11 protein-coding genes are annotated in these 25,411 nt (G+C 61.9%); 4 read left to right on the top strand and 7 right to left on the bottom strand.

Going from position 1 to position 25,411, the window contains the following annotated elements; genetic code table 11:
• Positions 1-35 precede the first annotated feature (35 nt).
• The 6 genes from ACYZT8_RS20205 to ACYZT8_RS20180 all read right to left on the bottom strand — a co-directional run bounded on the left by ACYZT8_RS20205 (position 36) and on the right by ACYZT8_RS20180 (position 8,435).
• On the bottom strand, positions 36-1,997 hold the full coding sequence (locus ACYZT8_RS20205) for an acetyl/propionyl/methylcrotonyl-CoA carboxylase subunit alpha (RefSeq protein ID WP_461975362.1): 1,962 nt from the start codon (positions 1,995-1,997) through the stop codon (positions 36-38).
• A gap of 48 nt (positions 1,998-2,045) precedes the next feature.
• Positions 2,046-2,843, bottom strand: coding sequence for an enoyl-CoA hydratase/isomerase family protein (locus ACYZT8_RS20200; protein WP_461975361.1), 798 nt, complete (start codon positions 2,841-2,843; stop codon positions 2,046-2,048).
• On the bottom strand, positions 2,840-3,997 hold the full coding sequence (atuD, locus tag ACYZT8_RS20195) for a citronellyl-CoA dehydrogenase (RefSeq protein WP_461975359.1): 1,158 nt from the start codon (positions 3,995-3,997) through the stop codon (positions 2,840-2,842). The genes ACYZT8_RS20200 and atuD overlap by 4 nt, the downstream gene beginning before the upstream one ends.
• A 133-nt stretch (positions 3,998-4,130) precedes the next feature.
• Entirely contained in the window at positions 4,131-5,747 is a 1,617-nt protein-coding gene (gene atuC / locus ACYZT8_RS20190) for a geranyl-CoA carboxylase subunit beta (RefSeq protein WP_461975357.1), read from the bottom strand.
• 3 nt (positions 5,748-5,750) lie between these two features.
• The gene (locus ACYZT8_RS20185) at positions 5,751-6,620 is read right to left on the bottom strand and encodes an SDR family oxidoreductase (RefSeq protein WP_461975355.1); all 870 of its coding nucleotides are present in this window, start codon (positions 6,618-6,620) and stop codon (positions 5,751-5,753) included.
• A 12-nt stretch (positions 6,621-6,632) separates the two neighbouring features.
• Entirely contained in the window at positions 6,633-8,435 is a 1,803-nt protein-coding gene (locus ACYZT8_RS20180) for an acyclic terpene utilization AtuA family protein (RefSeq protein ID WP_461975353.1), read from the bottom strand.
• Positions 8,436-8,613: 178 nt separating this feature from the next.
• On the opposite strand from ACYZT8_RS20180, the gene ACYZT8_RS20175 reads away from it, so the two are divergent.
• From ACYZT8_RS20175 to ACYZT8_RS20165, 3 genes are all read left to right on the top strand, one after another.
• Positions 8,614-9,240, top strand: a complete 627-nt coding sequence (locus ACYZT8_RS20175; protein WP_461975351.1) for a TetR/AcrR family transcriptional regulator — start codon at positions 8,614-8,616, stop codon at positions 9,238-9,240.
• A 93-nt stretch (positions 9,241-9,333) separates the two neighbouring features.
• Positions 9,334-10,128 (top strand): substrate-binding periplasmic protein, encoded by a 795-nt coding sequence (locus tag ACYZT8_RS20170; RefSeq protein ID WP_461975349.1) that lies wholly within the window; start codon positions 9,334-9,336, stop codon positions 10,126-10,128.
• A gap of 99 nt (positions 10,129-10,227) precedes the next feature.
• Positions 10,228-11,241: a GNAT family N-acetyltransferase gene (locus ACYZT8_RS20165; protein ID WP_461975347.1), complete on the top strand. Its 1,014-nt coding sequence runs from the start codon at positions 10,228-10,230 to the stop codon at positions 11,239-11,241.
• 126 nt (positions 11,242-11,367) lie between these two features.
• Here the strand turns inward: ACYZT8_RS20165 and ACYZT8_RS20160 are convergent, their stop codons facing one another.
• Positions 11,368-11,916, bottom strand: coding sequence for an RNA polymerase factor sigma-70 (locus ACYZT8_RS20160; RefSeq protein WP_010461205.1), 549 nt, complete (start codon positions 11,914-11,916; stop codon positions 11,368-11,370).
• A gap of 380 nt (positions 11,917-12,296) precedes the next feature.
• On the opposite strand from ACYZT8_RS20160, the gene ACYZT8_RS20155 reads away from it, so the two are divergent.
• Positions 12,297-25,280: a non-ribosomal peptide synthetase gene (locus ACYZT8_RS20155; RefSeq protein ID WP_461975345.1), complete on the top strand. Its 12,984-nt coding sequence runs from the start codon at positions 12,297-12,299 to the stop codon at positions 25,278-25,280.
• Positions 25,281-25,411: the final 131 nt, after the last annotated feature.

Here is a 25,411-nt window from a genome sequence, read left to right as displayed (position 1 = left end):
GAGCGTAGCCAAAGCCGACGGATCCGCCTAGCGGCTTATTCGACCTCCAACAAAATCTGACGATTTTTCACCTGATCGCCGACCCGGACCTGTAAGCGTTTAAGCACCCCGTCGATGCCTGATTTGAGCGGGTGTTCCATTTTCATCGCTTCGAGCACCACCAGCAGCTGACCTTTACTGACCGGGCTGCCCTCGCTGACCAGTACGTCGACGATCGCCCCGTCCATGGGCGCCTTGAGGGTGCCGGAGCTGACGCTGGCCTGGCTGCTGACCAACGTTTGGGTGCGATCGACCAGTCGCAGGCTGCCGGGGCGGGTGAACAGCCAGAGTTGCCCGGCCGCGAGGCTGTAGGCATGGCGTTGGCGGATGCCGTCAATCATCAGTGTTGCCCAGTGCCCGTCGCACTGGATGACCTTCAATTCGAGGGTTCGGTCGCCGACTTGCAAGCGGTAAGGCACGTCAGGCACTGCGTTCAGTTCCACCGGCCAGTCCTGATTCTCCATTCCGATTCGATAATGCAGGGGCACGCTGGCGTTGCTACGCCAGCCGGCCAGCGGCGCGGGATGAACGTGCGCCGAAGCGTGATAGAACAGCGCAGCTGCAATGGCCAGTTCTTCGGCGCTCGGTACTGATGGATGCAGGCAGGGATGGTCGGCAAAACAGTTCGGGATAAACCCGGTGCTGAATTCGCCGCTGATGAACTGCGGGTGTTGCAGCAGGCTGGCGAGCAAGCCCTGATTGCTTTGGACGCCCAGCAGCACGCTGTCCTGCACCGCCCGCAGCAGTTTGCGCCGGGCCTCTTCACGGGTCGCGCCATGGGCGATGATTTTGCCCAGCAGCGGATCGTAGAACGGACTGATGTCCTGACCTTCGATCAAGCCATGATCGATCCGCACACCGTTTTGCAATGCAAGCTCCCAAGCCTCTATTCGACCGGTTTGCGGCAAAAAGCCCTGAGCCGGATCTTCGGCGTACAAGCGCACTTCCATGGCATGCCCGTTGAGCTGCACCTCTTCCTGTCTCAACGGCAGCGGCAGGCCCTCGGCGACGTGCAGTTGCCAGGCCACCAGATCGAGGCCGGTGATTAACTCAGTCACCGGGTGTTCCACTTGCAGTCGCGTGTTCATCTCCAGAAAGTAGAACTGCCCGCGCGCATCCAGCAGGAATTCCACGGTGCCGGCGCCCACGTAATTCACCGCGCGTCCGGCCTTGAGCGCCGCTTCGCCCATGGCCTGACGCAACTCGGTGGTCATCACCGGGCAGGGGGCTTCTTCGATGACTTTCTGGTGGCGACGCTGGATCGAACAGTCGCGTTCGCCGAGGTAGATCAGGTTGCCGTGCTGGTCGCCGAACACCTGGACCTCGACGTGGCGCGGATCAATCAGCGCTTGTTCGAGGATCAGTTCGTCGCTGCCAAACCCGTGCAGGGCTTCGGAGCGCGCGGTTCGCAGCTGTTCCAGCAAGTCGTCGGCGCTGTGCACCAGGCGCATGCCGCGTCCGCCACCGCCGGCGCTGGCCTTGATCATCAGCGGGTAGCCGATGCGCTCGGCTTCGCGGCTCAGGGTCGCGTCGTCCTGTTCGGTGCCTTGATAGCCTTTGATGCATGGCACGCCGGCAGCGAGCATGGCGAGTTTCGACAGTCGCTTGCTGCCCATCAACTCGATCGCTTCGGGGCTCGGGCCGATGAAGGTGATGCCGGCGTGTTGGCAGGCGAGGGCGAACTCGGCGTTTTCCGAGAGGAAGCCGTAGCCAGGATGAATCGCGTCGGCACCGCTGCGCCGGGCGGCGTCGATGATCGCCGGGATGTTCAGGTAGGACTGCTGCACCGGGGCCGGGCCGATGTTCACGGCTTCATCGGCCATCTGGACGTGCAGGGCGTCGGCGTCGGAATCGCTGAATACGGCAACGGTGCGGTAGCCCAGGGCGTGGGCAGTGCGCTGGATGCGGCAGGCGATTTCACCGCGGTTGGCGATCAGGATTTTGCTGAGTCCGGGCATGGGTTGTTCCCTTAAGTTGTGCGACGATTCGACTTGCCAGCGATGCTTTTAGAGGGCCCACCCCGGTTTACGCTTTTGCACGAAAGCCATCGTCCCCTCGATCCCTTCAGCCCCGGTCACCGCTTCGCTGAACCACTCGGCCGCCTCATCCAGCAAGGCGTCCGACGGCTGTCCCGCACTCGCCAGCAACAGCTTTTTGGTCGTGGCATTCGCCCCCGGCGCGCAGCACAACACATGGGCGAGAATTTCATCGAGGCGCTCGGCCAAGGCTTGCGCGTCATGCTCGACAAAGTGCACCAACCCCATGCGCCGCGCCTGGGTGCCATCGAAACGCGCCGCCGTCAGCGCCAGCCGGCGCGCCTGGGTCAGGCCGATGCGCTGGACCACGAACGGCGCGATCTGCGCGGGCAGCAGGCCGAGGCTGGTTTCCGGCAGACCGAACTGCGCATTGTGATCGGCCAGGGCAACATCGCTGACGCAGGTGAGCCCCAAGCCACCGCCGAGCACCGCGCCTTGCAGCACCGTGATCACCACTTGCGGCGTGTGCTGGACCTCTTGCAGCAGCGCGCCGAACGCTCGGTTCAAATCGCGATAGGCCTGGGAGCCTTGAGCCCGGGCATTGGCCATGTCCTTAATGTCGCCGCCGGCACAAAAATGCCCGCCGGCACCGCCGATCACCAATGCCCGAACGGCCCGATCATCACGCACTGCTGCCAGCACCGCGCGCAGTTCGGCGACCATTTGCAAGCTCATGGCATTGCGACTTTCCGGGCGATTGAGGGTGATGTGCAGCACGCCGTTATGCGATTCCAACAACAAGGTTTGGCAAACCGGCAGAGCACTCATTTCTTTTTCCCCGGCAGGATGCCCATGAGTTTGCAGATGATCCCCAGCATGATTTCGTCGGCACCGCCGCCGATCGACACCAGCCGAACGTCACGGTAAGCGCGGGCCACCGGGTTATCCCACATGAAGCCCATGCCGCCCCAATATTGCAGGCAGCTGTCGCTGACTTCGCGGCCCAGGCGTCCGGCCTTGAGTTTGGCCATCGACGCCAGGCGCGTGACGTCCTGACCTTTGATGTATTGCTCGGTGGCCTGATAGACCAGCGCCCGCAAGCATTCGATTTCGGTTTGCAGTTCGGCCAGGCGGAAGTGGATGACCTGATTGTCGATCAGCGCACTGCCAAAGGTTTTGCGTTCCTTGCAGTACTCGATGGTGCTGTCGACGCAGTATTCCAGGCCCTTGATCATGTTCGCCGCGCCGAACAAACGTTCTTCCTGAAATTGCAGCATCTGCATCATGAAGCCCGCGCCTTCATGGCCGATGCGGTTGCGTTGCGGTACGCGCACGTTGTCGAAAAACACCTGGGCGGTTTCCGAACTGCGCATGCCGAGTTTGTCCAGATGCGAACTGAGGCTGATGCCCGGGGTGTTCATCGGCACCATGATCAGCGACTTGTTGATGTGCGGTTTATCGTCAGAGGTGTTGGCCAGCAGGCAGATGAAATCGGCGCTCGGCGAGTTGGTGATCCACATTTTGCTGCCGTTGATCACGTAGTCGTCGCCGTCCTTGCGGGCGGTGGTTTTCAAACCGGCCACGTCGGAACCTGCGCCGACTTCGGAGACGCCGATGCAGCCGACCTGTTCGCCGGTAATCGCCGGACGCAGGAATTCCTCGCGCAATTCATCGGATCCGAAGCGGGCGAGGGCGGGCGTGCACATGTCGGTCTGCACGCCGATGGACATCGGGATTCCGCCGCAGTGAATTGTGCCGAACTCTTCGGCGGCGACGATCGAATAGCTGTAGTCCAGGCCCATGCCGCCAAACTGTTCCGGTTTGGAAATCCCCAGCAGGCCGAGGTCGCCGGCCTTGCGGAAGATCTCGTGGATCGGGAAGCGTCCGGCCTTTTCCCATTCCTCGACGTGAGGATTGATCTCGTGCTCGACGAATTGGCGGACCGTGCGACGCAGTGCTTCGTGTTCCTGGGTGAAGATCATTTTTATTGTTCTCCTGACGGACCCGATCGTTCCCACGCTCTGCGTGGTAACGCCTCTTTGGACGCTCTGCGTCCGCTTTTGGGACGCGGAGCGTCCCGGGCTGCATTCCCACGCAGAGCGTGGGAACGATCAATCAAAATCTCGCGACGCCAAAACTGTTGGTTTGCAGTGGCCGCACGTCGGCCTCGTGACAGATGTCCAGCAAGTAGCCGAGCAAGGTCCGGGTATCCCGGGGGTCGATCAGCCCGTCGTCCCACAGGCTGGCGCTGCCATACAGCGCGGTGGACTGGCTGTCGAGTTTCTGCGCCGTGACCTGTTCCAGCATGTCGAGCATTTTCGGGTCGGGCACCAGGCCGTCCTTGAGTTGTTTGGCCTCGGTGACGATTCGCAAAACCTTGCCGGCCTGGGCTCCACCCATCACGGCGGTGCGGCTGTTGGGCCAGGCGAAGATGAAACGCGGGTCGAGGCCGCGGCCGCACATCGCGTAGTTGCCGGCACCATAGGAGCCGCCGACGACGATGGTCAGTTTGGGCACCCGGGCGTTGGCCACCGCTTGAATCATCTTCGCGCCGTGTTTGATCACGCCTTGCTGTTCCGATTCGGTGCCGACCATGAACCCGGTGGTGTTGTGGAAAAACAGCAGCGGTGTCCGGCTCTGGTCACACAGCTGAATGAATTGCGCCGCTTTGCTCGCGCCTTTGGGCGTGATCGGGCCATTGTTGCCGATGAATCCGCAGGCGCGGCCCTGAATGTGCAAGTGACCGCAAATGGTCTGCTGATCGAACTCACCCTTGAACTCGAGGAAGCTCGAACCGTCGGCAATCCGCGCAATGATCTCACGCACGTCGTAGGGCTTTTTCGGATCGTCCGGGATCAGTCCCAACAGCTCATCGATAGGGTAGAGGGGTTCTTTCCACTGCCGTTCGGGCAACCATTGCAACTGCTCGTTCCATGACAACAGGCTGACAATCTCGCGCACCTGGCGCACGCCATCGGCATCATTCTCGGCCAGGTATTCGGCGGTGCCGGCGGTTTGCGCGTGCATCTCGGCGCCGCCCAGTTCTTCATCGGTGGCGACTTCTCCGGTGGCGGCCTTGAGCAGCGGCGGGCCGGCCAGGAACAGCTTCGCCTTGCCGCGCACCACCACCACATAATCCGAGAGACCCGGCTGATAAGCCCCGCCCGCCGTGGCCGAGCCGTGGACCACGGTGATCTGCGGCAGCCCCATGGCCGACATCCGCGCCTGATTGGCAAAACTGCGCGCGCCTTCGACGAAAATCTCGGCTGCGTAATTGAGGTTCGCGCCGCCGCTCTCGGCGAGGGTGATCACCGGCAGTTTGTTCTCCATGGCGATCTGTTGCAGGCGCAGGGACTTTTTCAGTCCGCTGGGGGAAATGGTCCCGCCCTTGATCGCGCTGTTGTTCGCCACCACCAACACCCGCACGCCGGACACGTAGCCGATCCCGGCGATCAAACCGCCACCGGCCGAGCTGCCGTCTTTGTCGTCGTGCAGTTTGTAACCGGCCAGGCTCGCCAGTTCGAGGAACGGTGCGCCTGGGTCAAGCAGCAGGTTGAGGCGTTCACGGGGCAGCAACTGCCCGCGCTTGTCGAATTTGGGCTTGGCTTCGGCCGCCTTGTTCAGCAGGTTTTGTTCGAGCTGGCGGACCTGCTCGATGCCGACCAGCATCGCGCTGCGGTTCTGCGCGAACTGTTCACTGAACGGGTCGACTTGGGACTGGATCACCGGCATGGCTTATTCCTTGTCCTTGAGTACGTCGGGCAAATACGCTCGATGGAAGCCGTTGTACGACTCGCTGTTCTGCGCCTTGTGAATCGGCCATGCCCGACCGCCAAGGCTCGCCGCACCGTCGATGCGCAGCGTGCTGCCGCTGACGAACCCCGCCGCCGGGCTGAGCAGGAAAACAATCGCCGCGCTGACTTCGGATTCAGTGCCGATGCGCTTGAGCGGCACGTGTTCGCGCAAGGTTGGAATCACTGCTTTGAACGCACCTTCGTAGGTGTCCATGCCGCTCGATGCCACCCAGCCCGGTGCCACCGCGTTGACCCGCACCCCGGCATATCCCCATTCGAAGGCAGCGGTTTTTGTGAGGTTGTCCATACCGGAACGCGCGGCGCCCGAGTGGCCCATGCCGGGCATGCCGCCCCACATGTCAGCGAGCATGTTGACGATGGCGCCGCCGTGTTTGCTCATCGACTGATTGAACACTTCCCGGGCCATCAGGAAACCGCCCACCAGGTTGGTGCGCATCACGGTTTCGAAACCCTTCTGATTGATCGAGGCCAGCGGTGAAGGGTATTGGCCGCCGGCATTGTTGACCAGCCCGTGAATCGGACCGTGCTTGCGGATCAACTCGCTGACCAGGTGCTTGACCGCTTCTTCTTCACGGATATCGCAGGTGGCCCAATCCGCCTTGCCACCGTCCTCGGCAATCTCGGCGGCCACGCTTTTCAACTTGTCAGCCTTGCGCCCAACCAGCAGCACATGGGCACCGAGCGCCGCCAGCTCATGGGCGGTGCACCGGCCGATGCCGCTGCCGCCTCCGGTGACGATGATGTTTTGGCCTGCAAACAGATCGGCTTTGAAAATCGAATCGTACGCCATGGCGACAGTCCTCTAGTTGACCTGGTCGGCGATGCGCTGGGGCACCGGAATCTGGATATCCAGCAACTGCTGGGCGAAGGCTTTGCCTTGCGGATCGATTCGCAGGCTGGCCACGCCGCCGCCGCCGAGGGCGTTTTCCAGGAGAAAATTGAAGCTGTGAGTGCCGGGCAAATACCAACGCTCGACACGTCCGTGTACCGGGTCGAGGACGTGGCTCATCCAGTCGACCATCACCTCGGGCGTCAAGGCCTCGGCGATCCATGGCAGGTACTCGGGCTCACGGGCCATGACGCCAATGTTGCTGTGATTGCCCTTGTCGCCGGAGCGGGCCACGGCGAGTTTGATCAGGGGCACGCTGGCATCGGCGCGGCCTGTGGGTTGCGGCGGGTCGAACGGTACGGGCAAGTCATCCGGGTCGAGCACATCGACAGCGGGCAGGGCGCACGGATGGCGCTGGCCCTGTAGATCAATTTCCAGCGTGCAGGCGGTTTTGTCGATGAGGAACGAGAACAGCCGGATCAGCGGATACACCGTCGGCCGTCCGCCGACAATCCCGGTCAGCCCCGGCGCCATGCCGGTGGCGGCCTGGGCGATTTCCCGGGAGAACACGATCAATGCCTGTTTGCTCGGGTGACGCACCGCGAGTTTGATCACCACTTCACGGCTGTCCTGGCGTTGACCGTGAGGGCCGTAAGTGGCTTCGCTACCGAGCAGTTCGATGTTCACTTCGCTGAAGGGCGCCCAGCCGCGCAGGCTGAAGATGTCCGAGGTCTTGTTGATGATGGCTTCGCTGACTCGACGCGCCTTGTCGACCGCATCGATCCCGGCGATCAGGCAACTGGCGGTGCAGCGGAAACCGTCCGGATAAGTCGCGCTGACCTTGTACTGATCGGTCGGCGGCAAGCCTTTGGCGCCATGCACCTGAACCGCGTTTTTACCTTGTTGCACGAGTTTGACCTGGGTGAAATCGCAGACCACGTCAGGCAGCAGATAGGCTTGTGGATTGCCGATTTCATAGAGCATTTGTTCGCCGACGGTCAGTGGCGTGACCAGGCCGCCGGAACCCTCGGGCTTGCTGACGATGAACTGGCTGTCGGCGCTGACTTCGACGATGGGGAAGCCAATGTGTTCGTAATCGGGCACGTCGCGCCAATCGGTGAAATTGCCGCCTGTGCACTGGGCGCCACATTCGATGATGTGCCCGGCCAATGCGGCCTGGGCCAGTTTGTCGTAGTCATGCCAGGACCAGCCGAATTCATGCACCAGCGCGGCACTGACCACCGCGCTGTCGACCACGCGTCCGGTAATGACAATGTCGGCACCCAATCGAAGGGCTTCGACAATGCCCGGTGCGCCGAGGTAGGCATTGGTCGAGACGCACATCGGGGGCAAGGAAGCGCCGCTGAACATTTCATGGAGGCCGCTGCTGCTCAGCTTTTTGAACTGAGGTTGCAGGTCGTCGCCCAGCAGCACGGCGATCTTCAGCGCCACCCCGGCCTTGTCGCAGGCCGCTTGCAGGGCGGCGGCGCAGGCCTGTGGATTGACTCCACCGGCGTTGCTGATCACGCGGATTTTTTGTTCGGCGAGTTGCCCCAGCAGTGGGCTTAGGACTTCGATGAAGTCGCCCGCGTAGCCGGCCTGCGGATCTTTCATCCGTGCGCCGGCCATGATCGACATCGTGATCTCGGCCAAATAATCGAAGACCAGGTAGTCCAGGCGACCACCTTCCACCAGTTGCGCGGCGGCGGTCGAGGTGTCGCCCCAGAACGCGCTGGCGCATCCGATGCGAATTGTTTCAGGCGTAGCCAATTCCATAACCACCTCCGACAGAAGTGCGTCGAGACTACCAAGCAAGCGCTTGGTTTGTAAACGGCTGAAATATCTTCTGCCCAAGCGCTTGCTTGGTTGCCGTCGCCAGCTTAAATTGCCCGCGCAACCCCACTGTTTTAACGGTGGGCGGCGCATTTGATTGATCGACTGTAGGAGAGAACGGGTGGACGAGCAAAAAGCCCTGAGGGTCATGCGCGAATTGGTCGACAACGGCCAATTGACCGACCCTGACAGCGCCCGCGGCAAACTGCTGCAAGTGGCGGCTCACCTGTTCCGCAACAAAGGCTATGAACGCACCACCGTGCGCGATCTGGCCGGTGCCGTGGGCATTCAGTCGGGCAGCATCTTTCATCACTTCAAAAGCAAGGACGAGATCCTGCGCGCGGTGATGGAAGAGACCATTCGCTACAACACGGCGTTGATGCACGCAGCCCTGGCCGAGGCCGGCAACGTGCGCGAGCGGGTGCTGGCGCTGATTCGCTGCGAATTGCAGTCGATCATGGGCGGCAGCGGCGAGGCCATGGCGGTGTTGGTGTATGAGTGGCGTTCGCTGTCTGAAGACGGACAGGCGCAAGTGCTGGCGTTGCGCGATATTTATGAAGCACTTTGGCTGCAAGTGCTGGGTGAAGCCAAGGACGCCGGTTTTATCCGCGGTGATGTGTTCATCACGCGACGTTTTCTCACGGGCGCGTTGTCCTGGACCACCACCTGGTTTCGAGCCGGCGGCAGCATGAGCCTCGATCAATTGGCCGATGAAGCATTGATACTTGTGCTCGAAGAGAAGCAATAAGTTGTCATGTGTCTGCAGGAAACTGGCTAAGTGGCCGAAACCGCCTAGTTTGAATGCATTGATGCGAATTTTTTTGGGGAGTGGGTTGTTTTGATGTCTTCGCCAATTAGGACGGCTACGCGGCTTTTGCTGGCGTCGCTCGTGGCAGTCTGGGTGTTGCCGTCCCAGGCCGCGCAACTGGTGCGTGTCGGTGCCGCACATTTCCCGCCGTATACCGTGCGCCCCGAATCCGGTGCCGACACGGGCCTGCTGCCGCAATTGGTGGAAGCCTTGAATCAATTGCAGAGCGACTATCAGTTTGTTCTGGTGCCGACTTCGATTCCCCGACGGTTCGGTGATTTCAAGCAGGGTCGGGTCGATATGGCCATTTTCGAGAACCCGGACTGGGGCTGGAAGGACATTCCCCACACCAGCGTCGACATGGGCCTTGAAGACGCTGAGATTTTCGTCGCGCAACGTGAGCCCGATCGCCAGCAAAGCTATTTTGCCGACCTCACCGGCAAGCGTCTGGCCCTGTTCAGCGGCTACCACTATGAGTTCGCCAACTTCAATGCCGACCCGAAATTCCTCGCGCAGAACTACAACGCCACGCTGACTTACTCCCATGACAGCAACCTGCTGATGGTGCTGCGTGGTCGGGCCGACGTTGCCCTGGTGACGCGCTCCTACCTGAGCGATTACCTGCTGCGCAACGAGCAAGTGGCTGATCAGTTGCTGGTGTCCCAGCGCATCGATCAGGTGTATCACCATTACGCGATCCTGCGTCCGGCCGCGCCCATCAGCGGCGAAGCGTTCGGCAAGTTGCTGCAAGGGTTGCGGGACAATGGCCAGATGCTGAAGATTTTCGATCCGTACAAGATTGCGGTGGTGCCGGTGCCCAAACCCTGAAGGGCACCGCAGGTCGCGTCATTCGCGACTTCGCTTAAATTTCCAGCCCCGGCTCACGTCACATGGTTGAACTGTCGACGATTATCGTGAGCCCGACCCATGCCCAATCTGAATGACCTGACTGCCCTGGCCTTGCCCGATGGAAGCCGTCTTGTAGCTGATGAAACCGAGAATCGCCTGCACCTCAGCCTGGAAGGGCGGCCGCTGATCGAGCTGCGCCTGAGCCGTGAACCCGCGTTGCAGGTGCAGGTAGAACAGCACTTCGACACGTCTGAAACCCAGGCGCTCTGGGTTACCTGTTATTGGCTGTTCGCCCGTGATCCAGCGTGTCAGCAGGTGACTTTCCAACTTCAGCAATCGCCCACCGACGCCTTGTCGAGCGGTTTGCTGATTGCCACGGAAACCACCGGCCAATACCGCTGCGAGCGCACGCTGTTCTGGCAGTTGCCTCAGCCTTGGCTGGGCGAGTCGCTGACAGCCTGTTATCCCCAGCGCATGGTCATCAGTGGCGGCAAACGTCATCCACTGCGACCGATAAAACCACAGGGTGAAGTCTATCGGCGCTTCGATGCGCGGCTCGGTGCCTGGATTTCCCTGCGTACGGTGGACATCGACCTCGACCTGGCACGTTTCAATCGCTGGCAGAACAGCCCGCGGGTGGCGAGTTTCTGGCAGGAGGAGGGCAGCCTCGAGCAACACCGCGAATACCTGGACAAGCTTGACGCGGACCCGCACACGGTGACGCTGATCGGTTGTTTCGATGATCAGCCGTTCGCCTATTTCGAAGCCTATTGGGCCAAGGAAGATCGCATCGCGCCGTTCTATGACGCCGGCGATTACGACCGCGGTATTCACATGCTGGTGGGCGAAGAAAATCAGCGTGGCCCGCACAAGGTGGCGAGCTGGTTATCGGCGCTGACGCATTACCTGTTTCTCGACGATCCGCGCACCCAGCGAGTAGTCGCCGAGCCTCGTGCCGACAACGCGAAGATGATCGGGTATATGCAGGACCAGGGTTACCACTGCGAGAAAGAGTTCGACTTCCCGCATAAGCGCGCGGCGTTGATGATGCTGGGGCGTGAGCGGTTTTTTGATCGGTGCGCGTTGGCGTGATGTTTATGGCTCAAGATCTGTAGCGGTCTTGAGCCAGCCTTCGCGAGCAAGCCCGCTCCCACAGGGTTAGCGCTGAACCTGTGGGAGCGGGCTTGCCCGCGATGGAGGCGCTGAAAATTTAAGGTCTTAACGACGGGCAAAAGTATCCACACGATTCCCCGACACCTTGCGGCAGTGCACCAGCGCATCGCGAATCATGAAGTTCACCAGGGTCGGCGAGACGCCGAGTTCCTTGGCGATGTCTTTTTGCGGCACGCCGTGCAGGCGGTACATCTCGAAGGCGTAACGGGTGCGGCTCGGCAGCTCCGTCAGCGCATCGGCAATGTTTTCCAGGGTCGAGAAATTGATGTGCGAGGTTTCCGGCGACGCGCCCTGAATCACCACGTTCAGACCTTCCTCTTCCGGCCCGGAATACTTCTGCTCCAGCGCCTGTTTGCGATAGTGGTCGATCGCCAGGTTGCGCACGATCTGGAACAGATAGCTGAGCTGAGCCTTGAAGGACGACGTGATTTGCGGCGCCGATTGCAGGCGGAAAAACGCATCCTGGACCACGTCTTCGGCACGCGACCGGCAGCCGGTAATCCGCGCTGCAATTTTGACCAGAATCAGTCGGTTGTCGACAAAGGCCTGAAGTAGCGGTGAATCGCACCTGCTTGTGGATACTTGTTCCGTCATGGAAATCACCTTGCTGCCAATAGGTTGGTGGGACGGCGAGGGGGGGCCGGCCTACACATCGAGCGACAAATTATGCTGAATGATAATGATTGTCAATTGAGAAAGAGAATTAATGCATCTCGATGGTGCAGAGTGAGAACTGCGACACGCTGTCGCACTCGCTTGCGACACCCGTAGCCCCATTGACGATCAAGCCTGCCGACTAATTATTTCAAGACGTCATCCGTTCTCATTGGTGAAAGGTGCAGGGTAAATCCCGGCCAAAACAGCATTCCCAATGCCTTGCGCAGTCGGCGAAGACCGCGTCCTGCATGCCCTTCTATGGGCGTGACGTTAGAAAACCGATTCCATTTGCAAGCCGAATTCAGGCAGGAAACCTCATGACCGACGCGTTCGAACTCCCAAGCAATCTGGTCCAAGCCCTTCAGCGCCGCGCGGCCCTGACGCCGGATCGGGTGGCCTTGCGGTTTCTCGCCGAAACCCCGGATCAGGCTGTGGTCCTCAGTTATCGCGAGCTGGATCAGCGGGCGCGAACCATTGCCGGTGCGTTGCAGGCCGAGGCTGAATTCGGCGATCGTGCCGTGCTGCTGTTTCCCAGCGGCCCGGATTACGTCGCGGCATTCTTTGGCTGCCTGTATGCCGGTGTTATCGCGGTGCCGGCTTATCCGCCGGAGTCGACTAAACGTCATCACCAGGAACGCCTGCTGTCGATCATCAGCGACGCCGAGCCGCGCTTGTTGCTGACCAGCGCCGGTCTGCGCGACGCATTGCAGCAAATTGAAGGTGCGCCGCCGCTGCTGTGCGTCGACACCCTCGACGGTGCCTTGGCCGACAGCTGGATCGAGCCGAACCTTGCCGACGACCACATCGCGTTCCTGCAATACACCTCCGGTTCCACTGCGTTGCCCAAAGGTGTGCAAGTCAGCCACGGCAACCTGGTGGCCAACGAACTGCTGATCCGTCATGGTTTCGGCATCGATCTGAACCCGGATGACGTGATCGTCAGCTGGCTGCCGCTGTACCACGACATGGGCCTGATCGGCGGTCTGTTGCAGCCGATTTTCAGCGGTGTGCCGTGCGTGCTGATGTCGCCGGCGTACTTCCTCGGTCGGCCATTGCGCTGGCTGGAAGCAATCAGCGAATACGGCGGCACCATCAGCGGCGGGCCGGATTTCGCCTATCGCCTGTGCAGCGAACGCGTCAGCGAATCGGCACTGGAACGCCTCGACCTGAGCGGCTGGCGCGTGGCGTATTCCGGTTCCGAACCGATTCGTCTCGACACCCTCGAGCGCTTTGGCGAGAAGTTCGCGGCGTGTGGTTTCACTACCGACAGCTTCATGGCGTCTTACGGGTTGGCCGAAGCCACCTTGTTCGTCGCCGGAACCCCGCGCGGTCAGGGCATCGGCAACCTGCGTGTGGACGATCAGGCTTTGGCACAGAACCGTGCAGAGGCTGGCGACGGCAGCGCGATCATGAGCTGCGGCATCAGTCAGCCGGATCACGCGGTGCTGATTGTCGACCCGGTCGCCCTCAATGAACTCGCCGACAACGCGATCGGCGAAGTCTGGGCCGCCGGACCGAGCATCGCCCATGGCTACTGGCGCAACCCCGAGGCCAGCGCCAAAACCTTCGTTCAGCACAACGACCGGACCTGGCTGCGTACTGGCGACCTGGGCTTCATGCGTGACGGTGAACTGTTCATCACCGGGCGCCTGAAAGACATGCTGATCGTGCGCGGTCACAACCTGTACCCGCAGGACATCGAGCAGACCGTCGAGCGCGAAGTGGAGGTGGTGCGCAAAGGTCGCGTCGCCGCTTTCGCCGTCAGCGTCGACGGTCAGGAAGGTATCGGCATCGCCGCAGAAATCAGCCGCAGTGTGCAGAAAATCCTCCCGCCCGACGCCCTGGTCAAAGCCATCCGCCAAGCCGTGGCCGAGGCGTATCAGGAAGCGCCGAGCGTGGTGGTGTTGCTCAATCCGGGCGCGTTGCCCAAGACCTCCAGCGGCAAACTGCAACGTTCGACCTGCCGCAATCACCTGGCGGACGGTAGCCTCGACAGCTATGCGCTGTTCCCGTCGTCGCACGTTCAGGACGAATCCAAAGCCCAATCAAGTTCCGAACTGCAAACCCTGATTGGCGAGATCTGGTGCGAGCAATTGCAGGTCAAGCAGGTCAACGCCGACGATCACTTCTTCCTGCTCGGTGGCAATTCCATCGCCGCCACTCAAGTGGTTGCGCGTCTGCGTGAAGAACTGGGTCTGGAGCTGAACCTGCGCCTGCTGTTCGAAGCGCCAACCCTTGGCGCGTTCACCGCCGCTGTCGCTCAGTTGCAACAAGATGGCGGCCTGGCCCAAGGTGCGATCACCACGCTGTCGCGCAACGAACCGATGCCTCAATCCCTTGCGCAAAACCGTCTCTGGATCACTTGGCAGCTCGACCCGCAGAGCAGCGCCTACAACATTCCCGGCGCTTTGCGCCTGCGCGGTGAGCTGGATGAGGACGCCTTGGGCACAAGTTTCCAGCAACTGATCGAGCGTCATGAATCCCTGCGCACACGGTTCTTCGAGCGTGATGGCGTGGCGCTGCAGCAGGTCGAAGCGGCGAGCGAATTCAACCTGCAATTGATCGACATCAGCGACCTGCCCGCCGCCGAGCGTGAAGCCCGCGCGCTGCAAATCCGTGAAGACGAAGCGCGTACCCAGTTCGATCTGGAGAAAGGCCCGCTGCTGTGGGTGACGCTGGTACGCCTCGACGATGAGGACCATCAGCTGTTGGTGACGATGCACCACATCATCGCCGATGGCTGGTCGCTGAATGTGCTGATCGACGAGTTCTCGCGTGTGTACGCCGCCGCGTCCCAAGGACAAACCGCGACGCTGCCGGCATTGCCCACGCACTACGCCGACTACGGCAGCTGGCAGCGTCAATGGCTGGCGCAGGGCGAGGGTGAGCGCCAACTGGCGTACTGGAAAGCGCAGTTGGGTGAAGAGTATCCAACCCTGAGTCTGGCCACCGATCATCCACGCTCGGCCCAGCACATTCACAGCGCTGCTCGTCATTCCATAAAGCTGGACGCGACCTTGAGCGACGCCATTCGCCAGACCGCCCAAACGCATGAATCGACGCCGTTCATGCTGTTGCTCGCCGCATTCCAGAGCCTGCTGCTCCGTTATAGCGGCCAGCGCGACATCCGCATCGGCGTGCCGAATGCCAACCGCCCACGCCTGGAAACCCAAGGGCTGATCGGCTTCTTCATCAACACCCAAGTGCTGCGCGCCGAGGTGGATTCGCGTCAGCCATTCGTTGAGCTGTTGGCGCAAACCCGTCAGGCCGCGCTCGGCGCGCAAGCGCATCAAGATCTGCCGTTCGAACAACTGCTCGAAGCGTTCCCGCAGGCTCGCGAGCAAGGTCTGTTTCAGGTGATGTTCAACCATCAGCAACGGGATTTGAGCGCACTGCGCCGTCTGCCTGGATTGCTCGCCGAAGAGCTGCCGTGGCACAGCCGCGAAGCCAAGTTCGACCTGCAACTGCACAGCGAAGAAGACCAGAAAGGTCGCCTGAGCCTGTCCTTCGACTACGCCAGCGAACGGTTCGACGCGGCGACCATCGAACGTCTTGCCGGGCACTTCAGCAACCTGCTGCGGGCCATTTGTGAGCAACCAACAACCGCCATCGGCGACCTACCTCTGCTGACCCCAAGCGAACACGGCCAACACACCGCCTGGAGCGTCGCACCGTGCACGCCGGCCAGCCAATGGCTGCCGGAACTGCTCAACGAACAAGCGAGCCTGACCCCGGAACGCACCGCGCTGATGTGGGACGGCGGACAACTGGACTTCGCTGAACTGCACACCCAGGCCAACCGCCTGGCCCATTACCTGCGCGACAAAGGCGTGGGCCCGGACGTGTGCGTGGCCATCGCCGCCGAGCGTTCGCCGCAGTTGCTGATCGGCCTGCTGGCGATCATCAAGGCCGGTGGCGCCTACGTGCCGCTGGACCCGGATTACCCGTCCGAGCGCCTGGCCTACATGCTCAGCGACAGCGGCGCCGAATTGCTGCTGACCCAAACCCAATTGCTGGATCGCTTGCCGGTAACCGACGGCGTCAGCGTGATCGCCATGGATGCGCTGCATCTGGAGAACTGGCCAAGCCAGGCGCCGGGCCTGCATTTGCACGGCGACAACCTGGCCTACGTGATTTACACCTCGGGTTCCACCGGTCAACCGAAGGGCGTCGGCAACACCCACGCAGCCCTCGCCGAGCGGCTGCAATGGATGCAGAACACCTACGGTTTGAACGACACCGACGTGCTGATGCAAAAAGCGCCGACCAGTTTTGACGTGTCGGTATGGGAGTGCTTCTGGCCGCTGATCACTGGCGCACGCTTGCTGATCGCCGGTCCCGGCGAGCACCGCGATCCGCATCGCATCGCGCAACTGGTTCAGCAATACGGCGTGACCACGCTGCACTTCGTACCGCCGCTGCTTTCGTTGTTCATCGATGAGCCGTTGACGGCCGAATGCACCAGCCTGCGTCGGGTGTTCTCCGGTGGCGAAGCCTTGCCCGCCGAACTGCGCAACCGCGTGCTGGAACACTTGCCGGCCGTGCAACTGCACAACCGCTACGGCCCGACCGAAACCGCGATCAACGTCACCCATTGGCACTGCACCAGCGCCGATGGCGAGCGCTCGCCGATTGGCCGTCCGTTGGGCAACGTGGTCTGCCGCGTGCTCGACAGCGACCTCAATCCGCTGCCGGCCGGTGTGCCGGGTGAACTGTGCATCAGCGGTATTGGCCTGGCCCGGGGTTACCTCGGTCGTCCGTCCCTGACTGCCGAACGCTTTGTGGTCGATCCGCTGGGCGAGCAGGGCGCGCGTCTGTACCGCACCGGCGACCGTGCGCGCTGGACCGCTGACGGTGTGATCGAATACCTCGGGCGCCTCGATCAGCAGGTCAAACTGCGTGGCTTCCGCGTTGAACCGGAAGAAATCGAAGCGCGTCTGCTGGCCCAGGACGGCGTCGCCCAAGCCGTGGTGCTGGTGCGCGAGACTGCCGCTGGCGGCCAGTTGATCGGTTACTACACCGCCACCGAAACCAGCGAAACCGAAGACTCCCAAACCGCCCGCCTTAAAACTGCATTGGCGGCTGAGCTGCCGGAATACATGGTTCCGGCGCAGCTGATGCGTCTGGACGAAATGCCCCTGAGCCCGAGCGGCAAACTCGACCGTCGTGCCTTGCCCGAACCGCAGTGGCAGGTGCGCGAACACGTCGAACCCGTGACCGCACTGGAACAACAAATCGCCGGCATCTGGCGTGAAGTGCTCGGCCAAAAACAGATCGGCCTGCGCGATGATTTCTTCGCCCTCGGCGGTCATTCGTTGCTCGCCACGCAAATCATTTCCCGAACCCGTCAGGCCTGCGACGTCGAATTGCCGTTGCGCGCGCTGTTCGAAAACAGCGAACTGGGCGCCTTCGCCGAACAGGTGCAATTGATCCAGGCCAGCGGTAAAACCAACCAGCAACCGCCGATCGAGAAAGTCGACCGCAGCCAACCGGTGCCGCTGTCCTATTCCCAGCAGCGCATGTGGTTCCTCTGGAAGATGGAGCCGGACAGCCCGGCCTACAACGTCGGCGGCATGGCGCGCTTGCGCGGGGTACTCGACGTCGGGCGTTTCGAAGCGGCGTTGCAAGCGCTGATCATGCGTCACGAAACCCTGCGCACCACGTTCCCGAGCCTCGACGGTGTGGCCCAGCAACGGGTGCATGCCGAAACCGGCATGCGCATGGACTGGAAAGATTTCTCGACGCTGGACGCCGACAGCCGCGAGCAACGCGTACAGCAATTGGCCGACGACGAGGCGCATAAACCGTTCGATCTGGAAACCGGTCCGCTGTTGCGCGCCTGCCTGGTCAAGACCGCCGAGCACGAACATTATCTGGTGCTGACCCTGCACCACATCGTCACTGAAGGCTGGGCGATGGACATCTTCGCCCGGGAACTGAGCGCGCTGTACGAAGCGTTCGTCGATGACCGCGAATCGCCGTTGGCACCGCTGCCGGTGCAGTACCTGGATTACAGCGTCTGGCAGCGCCAGTGGCTGGAGTCCGGCGAACGTCAGCGCCAACTCGATTACTGGACCGCACAACTGGGCCGCGAACATCCGCTGCTGGAACTGCCGGCTGATCGTCCGCGTCCGCCGGTGCAAAGCCATCAGGGCGAACTGTTCCGCTTCGACCTGAGCGATGACCTTGCCGCACGGGTTCGCGCCTTCAATGCGCAAAACGGCCTGACCCTGTTCATGACCATGACCGCCGCGCTGGCCGTGCTGCTTTACCGCTACAGCGGCCAGACCGACCTGCGCATCGGCGCGCCGGTGGCCAACCGGATTCGCCCGGAAAGCGAAGGGCTGATCGGTGCGTTCCTCAACACTCAGGTGCTGCGTTGCCAGCTCGACGGGCAGATGTCCGTGGGCGAGTTGTTCGAGCAGGTGCGCCACACCGTGATCGAAGGCCAGTCCCATCAGGACCTTCCGTTCGATCATCTGGTGGAGGCGTTGCAACCACCGCGCAGTGCCGCGTACAACCCGCTGTTCCAAGTGATGTGCAACGTGCAGCGCTGGGAGTTCCAGCAGAGCCGAACCCTGGCCGGCATGACCGTCGAGTACCTGGCCAACGATGCCCGCGCGACCAAGTTCGACCTCAACCTGGAAGTCACCGACCTCGATCATCGATTGGGTTGCTGCCTGACCTACAGCACCGATTTGTTCGATGAGCCGCGCATTGCGCGCATGGCCGGGCACTGGCGCAATCTGCTGGACGCGCTGCTGAGCGATCCGCAACAGCGCCTCAGCGAACTGCCGTTGCTCGAAGCCACGGAACAGCAAAAGCTGCTGGATAGCCTTGGCGTCGGGCCGGGTGAACATCGCCTGGATCAATGCATCCATCATCTGTTCAGCGAGCAGGCGCTGGCGCGCAAAGATGCCCCGGCGCTGACGTTTGCGGGTGAAACCCTGAGCTACGCCGAACTCGACAGCCGCGCCAATTGCCTGGCCTGGATGCTCCGCGAGCGTGGTGTTGGCCCGCAGGTTCGCGTCGGCCTGGCGCTTGAACGTTCGCTGGAAATGGTCATCGGCCTGCTGGCAATCCTCAAGGCCGGCGGTGCTTATGTGCCGCTGGACCCGGAATACCCGCTCGATCGCCTGCATTACATGATCGAAGACAGCGGCATCGGTTTGCTGCTCAGCGATGCGGCCATGTTCGACGCACTCGGTGAGTTGCCGGCAACCGTCGCCCGTTGGTGCCTCGAAGAGGACGCCGCCGAGTTGGCCAATTACCCGGCCACCGAGCTGCCGTTTATCAGCCTGCCGCAACATCAGGCGTACCTGATTTACACCTCGGGCTCCACCGGCAAGCCGAAAGGCGTAGTGGTGTCCCACGGCGAAATCGCCATGCATTGCCGCGCCGTGATCGAGCGTTTCGGCATGCGCCTGGACGATTGCGAGTTGCATTTTTATTCGATCAACTTCGACGCCGCGACCGAGCGTTTGCTGGTGCCGCTGTTGAGTGGCGCACAAGTTGTGTTGCGCGCCCAGGGTCAGTGGGACGCGGAAGAAATCTGCGACCTGATCCGTCGTCACCACATCAACATCCTCGGCTTCACCCCAAGCTACGGCAGCCAATTGGCGCAGTGGCTAGCGACCCAGGGCGAAACCCTGCCGGTGCGCATGTGCATCACGGGTGGCGAAGCCCTGACCGGCGAACACCTGGCCCGAATTCGTGCGGCGTTCAAGCCGAGCCTGTTCTTCAACGCCTATGGCCCGACCGAAACCGTGGTCATGCCGCTGGCCAGTCTGGCACCTGAACAACTGGAAGAAGGCTTGGGCAGCGTGCCGATCGGCAGCGTGATCGGCGCGCGGGTGGCGTACATCATCGACGCGGACCTGGCCTTGGTGCCGCAAGGCGCGACCGGCGAGTTGTATGTCGGCGGTGCCGGTCTGGCGCAGGGTTATCACCAGCGTCCGGGCATGACCGCCGAGCGGTTTGTGGCTGATCCGTTCGCCGCCGATGGCGGGCGTCTGTACCGCACCGGCGACCTGGTGCGCCAGCGTGCCGATGGCTTGGTTGAATACCTCGGGCGTATCGACCATCAAGTGAAGATTCGCGGTTTCCGCATCGAACTCGGTGAAATCGAAACCCGTCTGCTGGAGCATGAGTCGATCCGCGAAGCTGTTGTCCTGGCCCTCGACGCACCGAGCGGCAAACAACTGGTCGGCTATCTGGTGAGCGACGTCGCCGAGCAGGACGAAACGCAACAAGCGGCACTGCGCGAAGCGCTGAAGACTCACCTCAAATCGCAATTACCGGATTACATGGTGCCGACGCACCTGATCCTGCTCGCCAGCATGCCGCTGACCGCCAACGGCAAACTTGACCGCCGCGCATTGCCGGCGCCGGACCCGGAGCTGAACCGTCAGCACTATGTGGCGCCGAGCAACGAACTGGAACTGACCTTGGCCGGTATCTGGTGCGAAGTGTTGAACGTTGAGCAAGTGGGCCTCAACGACAACTTCTTCGAACTGGGCGGCGATTCGATCCTGTCGATCCAGGTGGTCAGCCGTGCGCGGCAGCAGGGCATTCATTTCAGTCCGCGGGACTTGTTCCAGCACCAGACCGTACAGACTCTGGCTGCCGTGGCGACCCGCACCGAGCAGGTCACCGCCGAGCAGGGTTTGCTCACCGGCGAATCACGTTTGACGCCGATCCAGCACTGGTTCTTCGACACCGACATTCCCCAGCGTCAGCACTGGAACCAGGCGTTGCTGCTGGAACCGACCGTAACGCTGGAAGCCCATCGCCTGGAGCAAGCGTTGCTGGCGGTGATCGAACAGCACGATGCGTTGCGTCTGCGTTTCACCCAGACCGACGCGCAATGGCGCGCCGAGCACCAAGCAATTTCCGACGTGCCGGTGCTGTGGCAAGTGCGCGTCTCGTCCATGGACAAATGCGCCGCGCTGTTCGCCGATGCCCAGCGCAGCCTCGACCTCGAACACGGGCCGCTGATCCGCGTGCTGCTGGTCGATGGTCCCGAGGGCGAACAACGGCTGTTCATCGCCATTCACCACTTGGTGGTGGACGGCGTTTCGTGGCGTGTTTTGCTGGACGATCTGCAAACCGTTTACCGTCAACTGGACGCCGAGGAGTCGGTCAAACTGCCGGCGAAAACCAGTGCGTTCAAGGATTGGGCCGCACGCTTGCAGGCCTATGCCGGCAGCGAGTCCCTGCGCGAAGAACTGAGCTGGTGGCAGTCGCAATTGGCCGGGCCGAGCGTTGAGTTGCCGTGTGATCGTTCGCAAGGTGGCCAGCAGAACCGTCATGCACAAACCGTCAGCGTGCGGTTGGATGCCGAGCGTACCCGCCAACTGCTGCAACAGGCGCCGAGCGCCTATCGCACCCAGGTCAACGATCTGCTGCTGACCGCGTTGGCTCGGGTACTGTGCCACTGGAGCGGGCAGGAATCGGCGTTGATTCAACTCGAAGGCCACGGCCGCGAAACCCTGTTCGACGAGATCGACCTGACCCGCACCGTCGGCTGGTTCACCAGCGCTTATCCGCTGCGCCTCGTACCGGCGAACGGGCAGGGCGCTTCGATCAAGGCGATCAAGGAACAACTGCGTGCCGTGCCGCACAAAGGCCTGGGTTATGGCGTGCTGCGTTATCTGGCCGATGACCTGAGTCGCCAGACCCTGGCTGCGTTGCCGGCGGCACCGATCACCTTCAACTACCTCGGTCAGTTCGACCAGAGCTTCGGTGCGGACGCGTTGTTCCGTCCACTGGACGAGCCCGTCGGCGCGGCCCACGATCCGCACGCGCCGCTGCCCAATGAGCTGAGCGTCGACAGCCAGGTGTATGGCGGTGAACTGGTGCTGCGCTGGACCTTCAGCGCCGAGCGTCACGATCCGCAAGCCATCACCGACCTGGCGAACGCTTACCTGGGCGAACTGCAAAGCCTGATCGAACATTGCTTGCAGGACGATGCCGGCGGCCTGACGCCGTCTGACTTCCCGCTGGCCAGACTGACCCAGCCACAGCTTGATGCGCTGCCGATTCCGGCCGCCGTCATCGAAGACGTCTACCCGCTGACCCCGATGCAGGAAGGCATGCTGCTGCACACCTTGCTGGAACCGGGCACCGGCCTCTACTACATGCAGGATCGCTACCGCATCAACAGCGAACTCGATCCGCAGCGTTTCGCCCAGGCCTGGCAAGCGGTGATCGCCCGCCACGAAGCCCTGCGCGCATCGTTCTGCTGGAACGTTGGCGAAGACATGCTGCAAGTGATCCACAAACCCGGCACTACGCCGATCGAAGTCCTCGACTGGACCGCGATTGCCGAAGCCGAACAGGAGCCGAAACTGCAAACACTGCTCAAAAGCGAGCGCGAGGCCGGGTTCGATCTGCTCAATCAGGCCCCGTTCCACCTGCGTTTGATCAAGGTCGGCGCTGCGCGTTACTGGTTCATGATGAGCAACCACCACATCCTCATCGATGCCTGGTGCCGCTCGCTGTTGATGAACGATTTCTTCGAAATCTATACCGCGCTCGGCGAAGGTCGAGAGGCACAACTGGCCGTACCTCCACGTTATCGCGACTACATTGGCTGGCTGCAACGCCAGAGCCTGGCCGAGGCGCGGCAGTGGTGGAAAACTAACCTGCAAGGTTTCGAGCGGACCACGCCGATTCCAAGCGACCGGCCGTTCCTGCGCGAACATGCCGGTGAAAGCGGCGGCATGATCGTCGGTGACCGCTACACCCGTCTCGATGCTCGCGACGGTGCGCAACTGCGTGAACTGGCGCAGGCGCATCAACTGACCATCAACACCTTCGCCCAAGCGGCATGGGCCTTGGTCCTGCGGCGTTTGAGCGGTGATCGTGACGTGCTGTTCGGCGTCACTGTGGCTGGGCGTCCGGTGGAAATGCCGGAAATGCAGCGCACCGTCGGGCTGTTCATCAACAGCATCGCGCTGCGGGTGAAAATGCCCGAAGACGACAAGCGTGTCAGCGTGCGCCAGTGGCTCAGCGGTCTGCTCGACAGCAACATGCAACTGCGCGAGTACGAATACCTGCCGCTGGTGAGCATCCAGGAAAAAAGCGAACTGCCCAAGGGCCAGCCGCTGTTCGACAGCCTGTTTGTGTTCGAAAACGCGCCGGTGGAAGTCTCAGTGCTGGACCGTGCGCAGAGCCTCAACGCCACGTCGGATTCGGGCCGCACCCACACAAACTTCCCGCTGACGGCGGTCTGCTATCCGGGCGATGACCTGGGCCTGCACCTGTCTTATGACCAGCGTTATTTCGATGAATCGACCGTCGAGCGCATGCTCGGCGAGTTCAAGCGTTTGCTGCTGGCACTGGTCGACGGTTTCCATGGTGACATGGCCGATCTGCCGTTGCTGGGCGCCGAGGAACAGGATTTTCTGATCCATGGCTGCAACCAGAGCGGGCACGATTACCCGCTGGAGCAGAGTTATGTCGCGTTGTTCGAAGCGCAGGTCGCTGAACATCCGCAGCGGATTGCGGCGAGTTGCCTGGATCAGCAACACAGCTACGTTGAGCTGAACCAGCGCAGCAACCGTCTCGGCCATGGGTTGATCGCGGCCGGGGTCGGGCTGGATCAACCGGTGGCGTTGCTGGCTGAACGCAACCTCGATTTGCTCGGCATGATCATCGGCAGCTTCAAGGCCGGCGCGGGTTACCTGCCGCTGGACCCGGGACTGCCGAGCCAGCGTCTGAGCCGGATCATCGACCTGAGCCGCACACCGTTGCTGGTCTGCACTGAGGCCTGTCGTGAACAGGCGGTCGCGCTGCTGGAGGAATTCAGTTGCGCCAACCGGCCGAAGTTGCTGGTCTGGGAAGAGGTGCAAGCGAGCGATGCATCGGTGACGAATCCGGGTATTTACAGTGGCCCGGATAACCTTGCGTATGTGATCTACACCTCGGGTTCCACCGGTTTGCCGAAAGGCGTGATGGTCGAGCAGCGCGGCATGCTCAACAACCAGTTGAGTAAAGTGCCGTACCTGAATTTGAGCGATGCCGACGTGATCGCCCAGACCGCTTCGCAAAGCTTCGACATTTCGGTCTGGCAGTTCCTCGCTGCACCGCTGTTCGGGGCGCGGGTGGACATCGTGCCGAACACCATTGCCCATGATCCGCAAGGGTTGCTGGCGCATGTGTCGGCCCAGGGCATCACGGTACTGGAAAGCGTGCCGTCGCTGATTCAGGGCATGCTCGCCCAGGAGCGCATGTGCCTCGACGGTCTGCGCTGGATGTTGCCGACCGGTGAAGCGATGCCGCCGGAACTGGCGCATCAATGGCTATTGCGCTACCCGGATATCGGGCTGGTGAATGCCTATGGCCCGGCGGAATGCTCGGACGACGTGGCGTTCTTCCGCGTGGACATGGCCTCGACCCGAGGCAGTTATCTGCCGATCGGCACGCCAACCGACAACAACCGTTTGTACCTGCTCGATGGCGCGCTGGAACTGGTGCCGTTAGGTGCGGTGGGCGAGTTGTGTGTCGCCGGCACCGGGGTCGGGCGCGGTTATGTCAGCGATCCATTGCGCACCGCTCAGGTGTTTGTGCCTAACCCGTTCGGCGCGCCGGGGGATCGCCTGTATCGCACCGGCGACCTGGCCCGTCGGCGCAGTGACGGTGTGCTGGAATACGTGGGGCGTATCGACCATCAAGTGAAGATTCGCGGTTACCGCATCGAACTGGGTGAAATCGAAGCGCGTCTGCATGAACAACCGGAAGTGCGCGAAGCGGCGGTCGGTGTGCAGGAAGGGGTGAACGGCAAGCATCTGGTCGGCTACCTGGTGGCGGCTGACTCGGCGCTGAACCCGACTGAACGCCTGGAGCGCATCAAGCAACGCCTGCGCGCCGAACTGCCGGAGTACATGGTGCCGCTGCACTGGTTGTGGCTGGACCGGATGCCGCTCAATGCCAACGGCAAACTCGATCGCAAGGCACTGCCGGCGCTGGAGATCGGGCAGTTGCAAAGCCAGGACTATCAGGCGCCGCGCAATGAGCTGGAGCAGACGTTGGCGGATATCTGGGCCGAGGTGCTGAAGGTCGAGCAGGTGGGTGTGCGCGACAACTTCTTCGAGCTGGGCGGTCATTCGTTGCTGGCAACGCAGATTGCTTCGCGGGTGCAAAAATCTCTGCAACGTGATGTGCCGCTGCGGGCGATGTTCGAGTGCAGCACCGTGGCGGAGTTGGCCGAGTACATTGATGGGTTGGCGGCGAGTGACATCACCGAGGAGAAGGTTGATCGCCTGAATGACCTGATGGCGGAACTGGAGGGGCTGTAATTCTCTAGCGTCTGCGCGGGCCCCTTCGCGGGCAAGCCCGCTCCCACAGGGGGCGATGGTGTACACATAATTTGTGGACACCTTAGATACCTGTGGGAGCGGGCTTGCCCGCGAAGGCGTCATCGAAATTT

The sequence above is a fragment of the Pseudomonas sp. LB3P93 genome (assembly GCF_054898025.1).
This window is presented reverse-complemented; position numbering and strand designations above follow the sequence as displayed.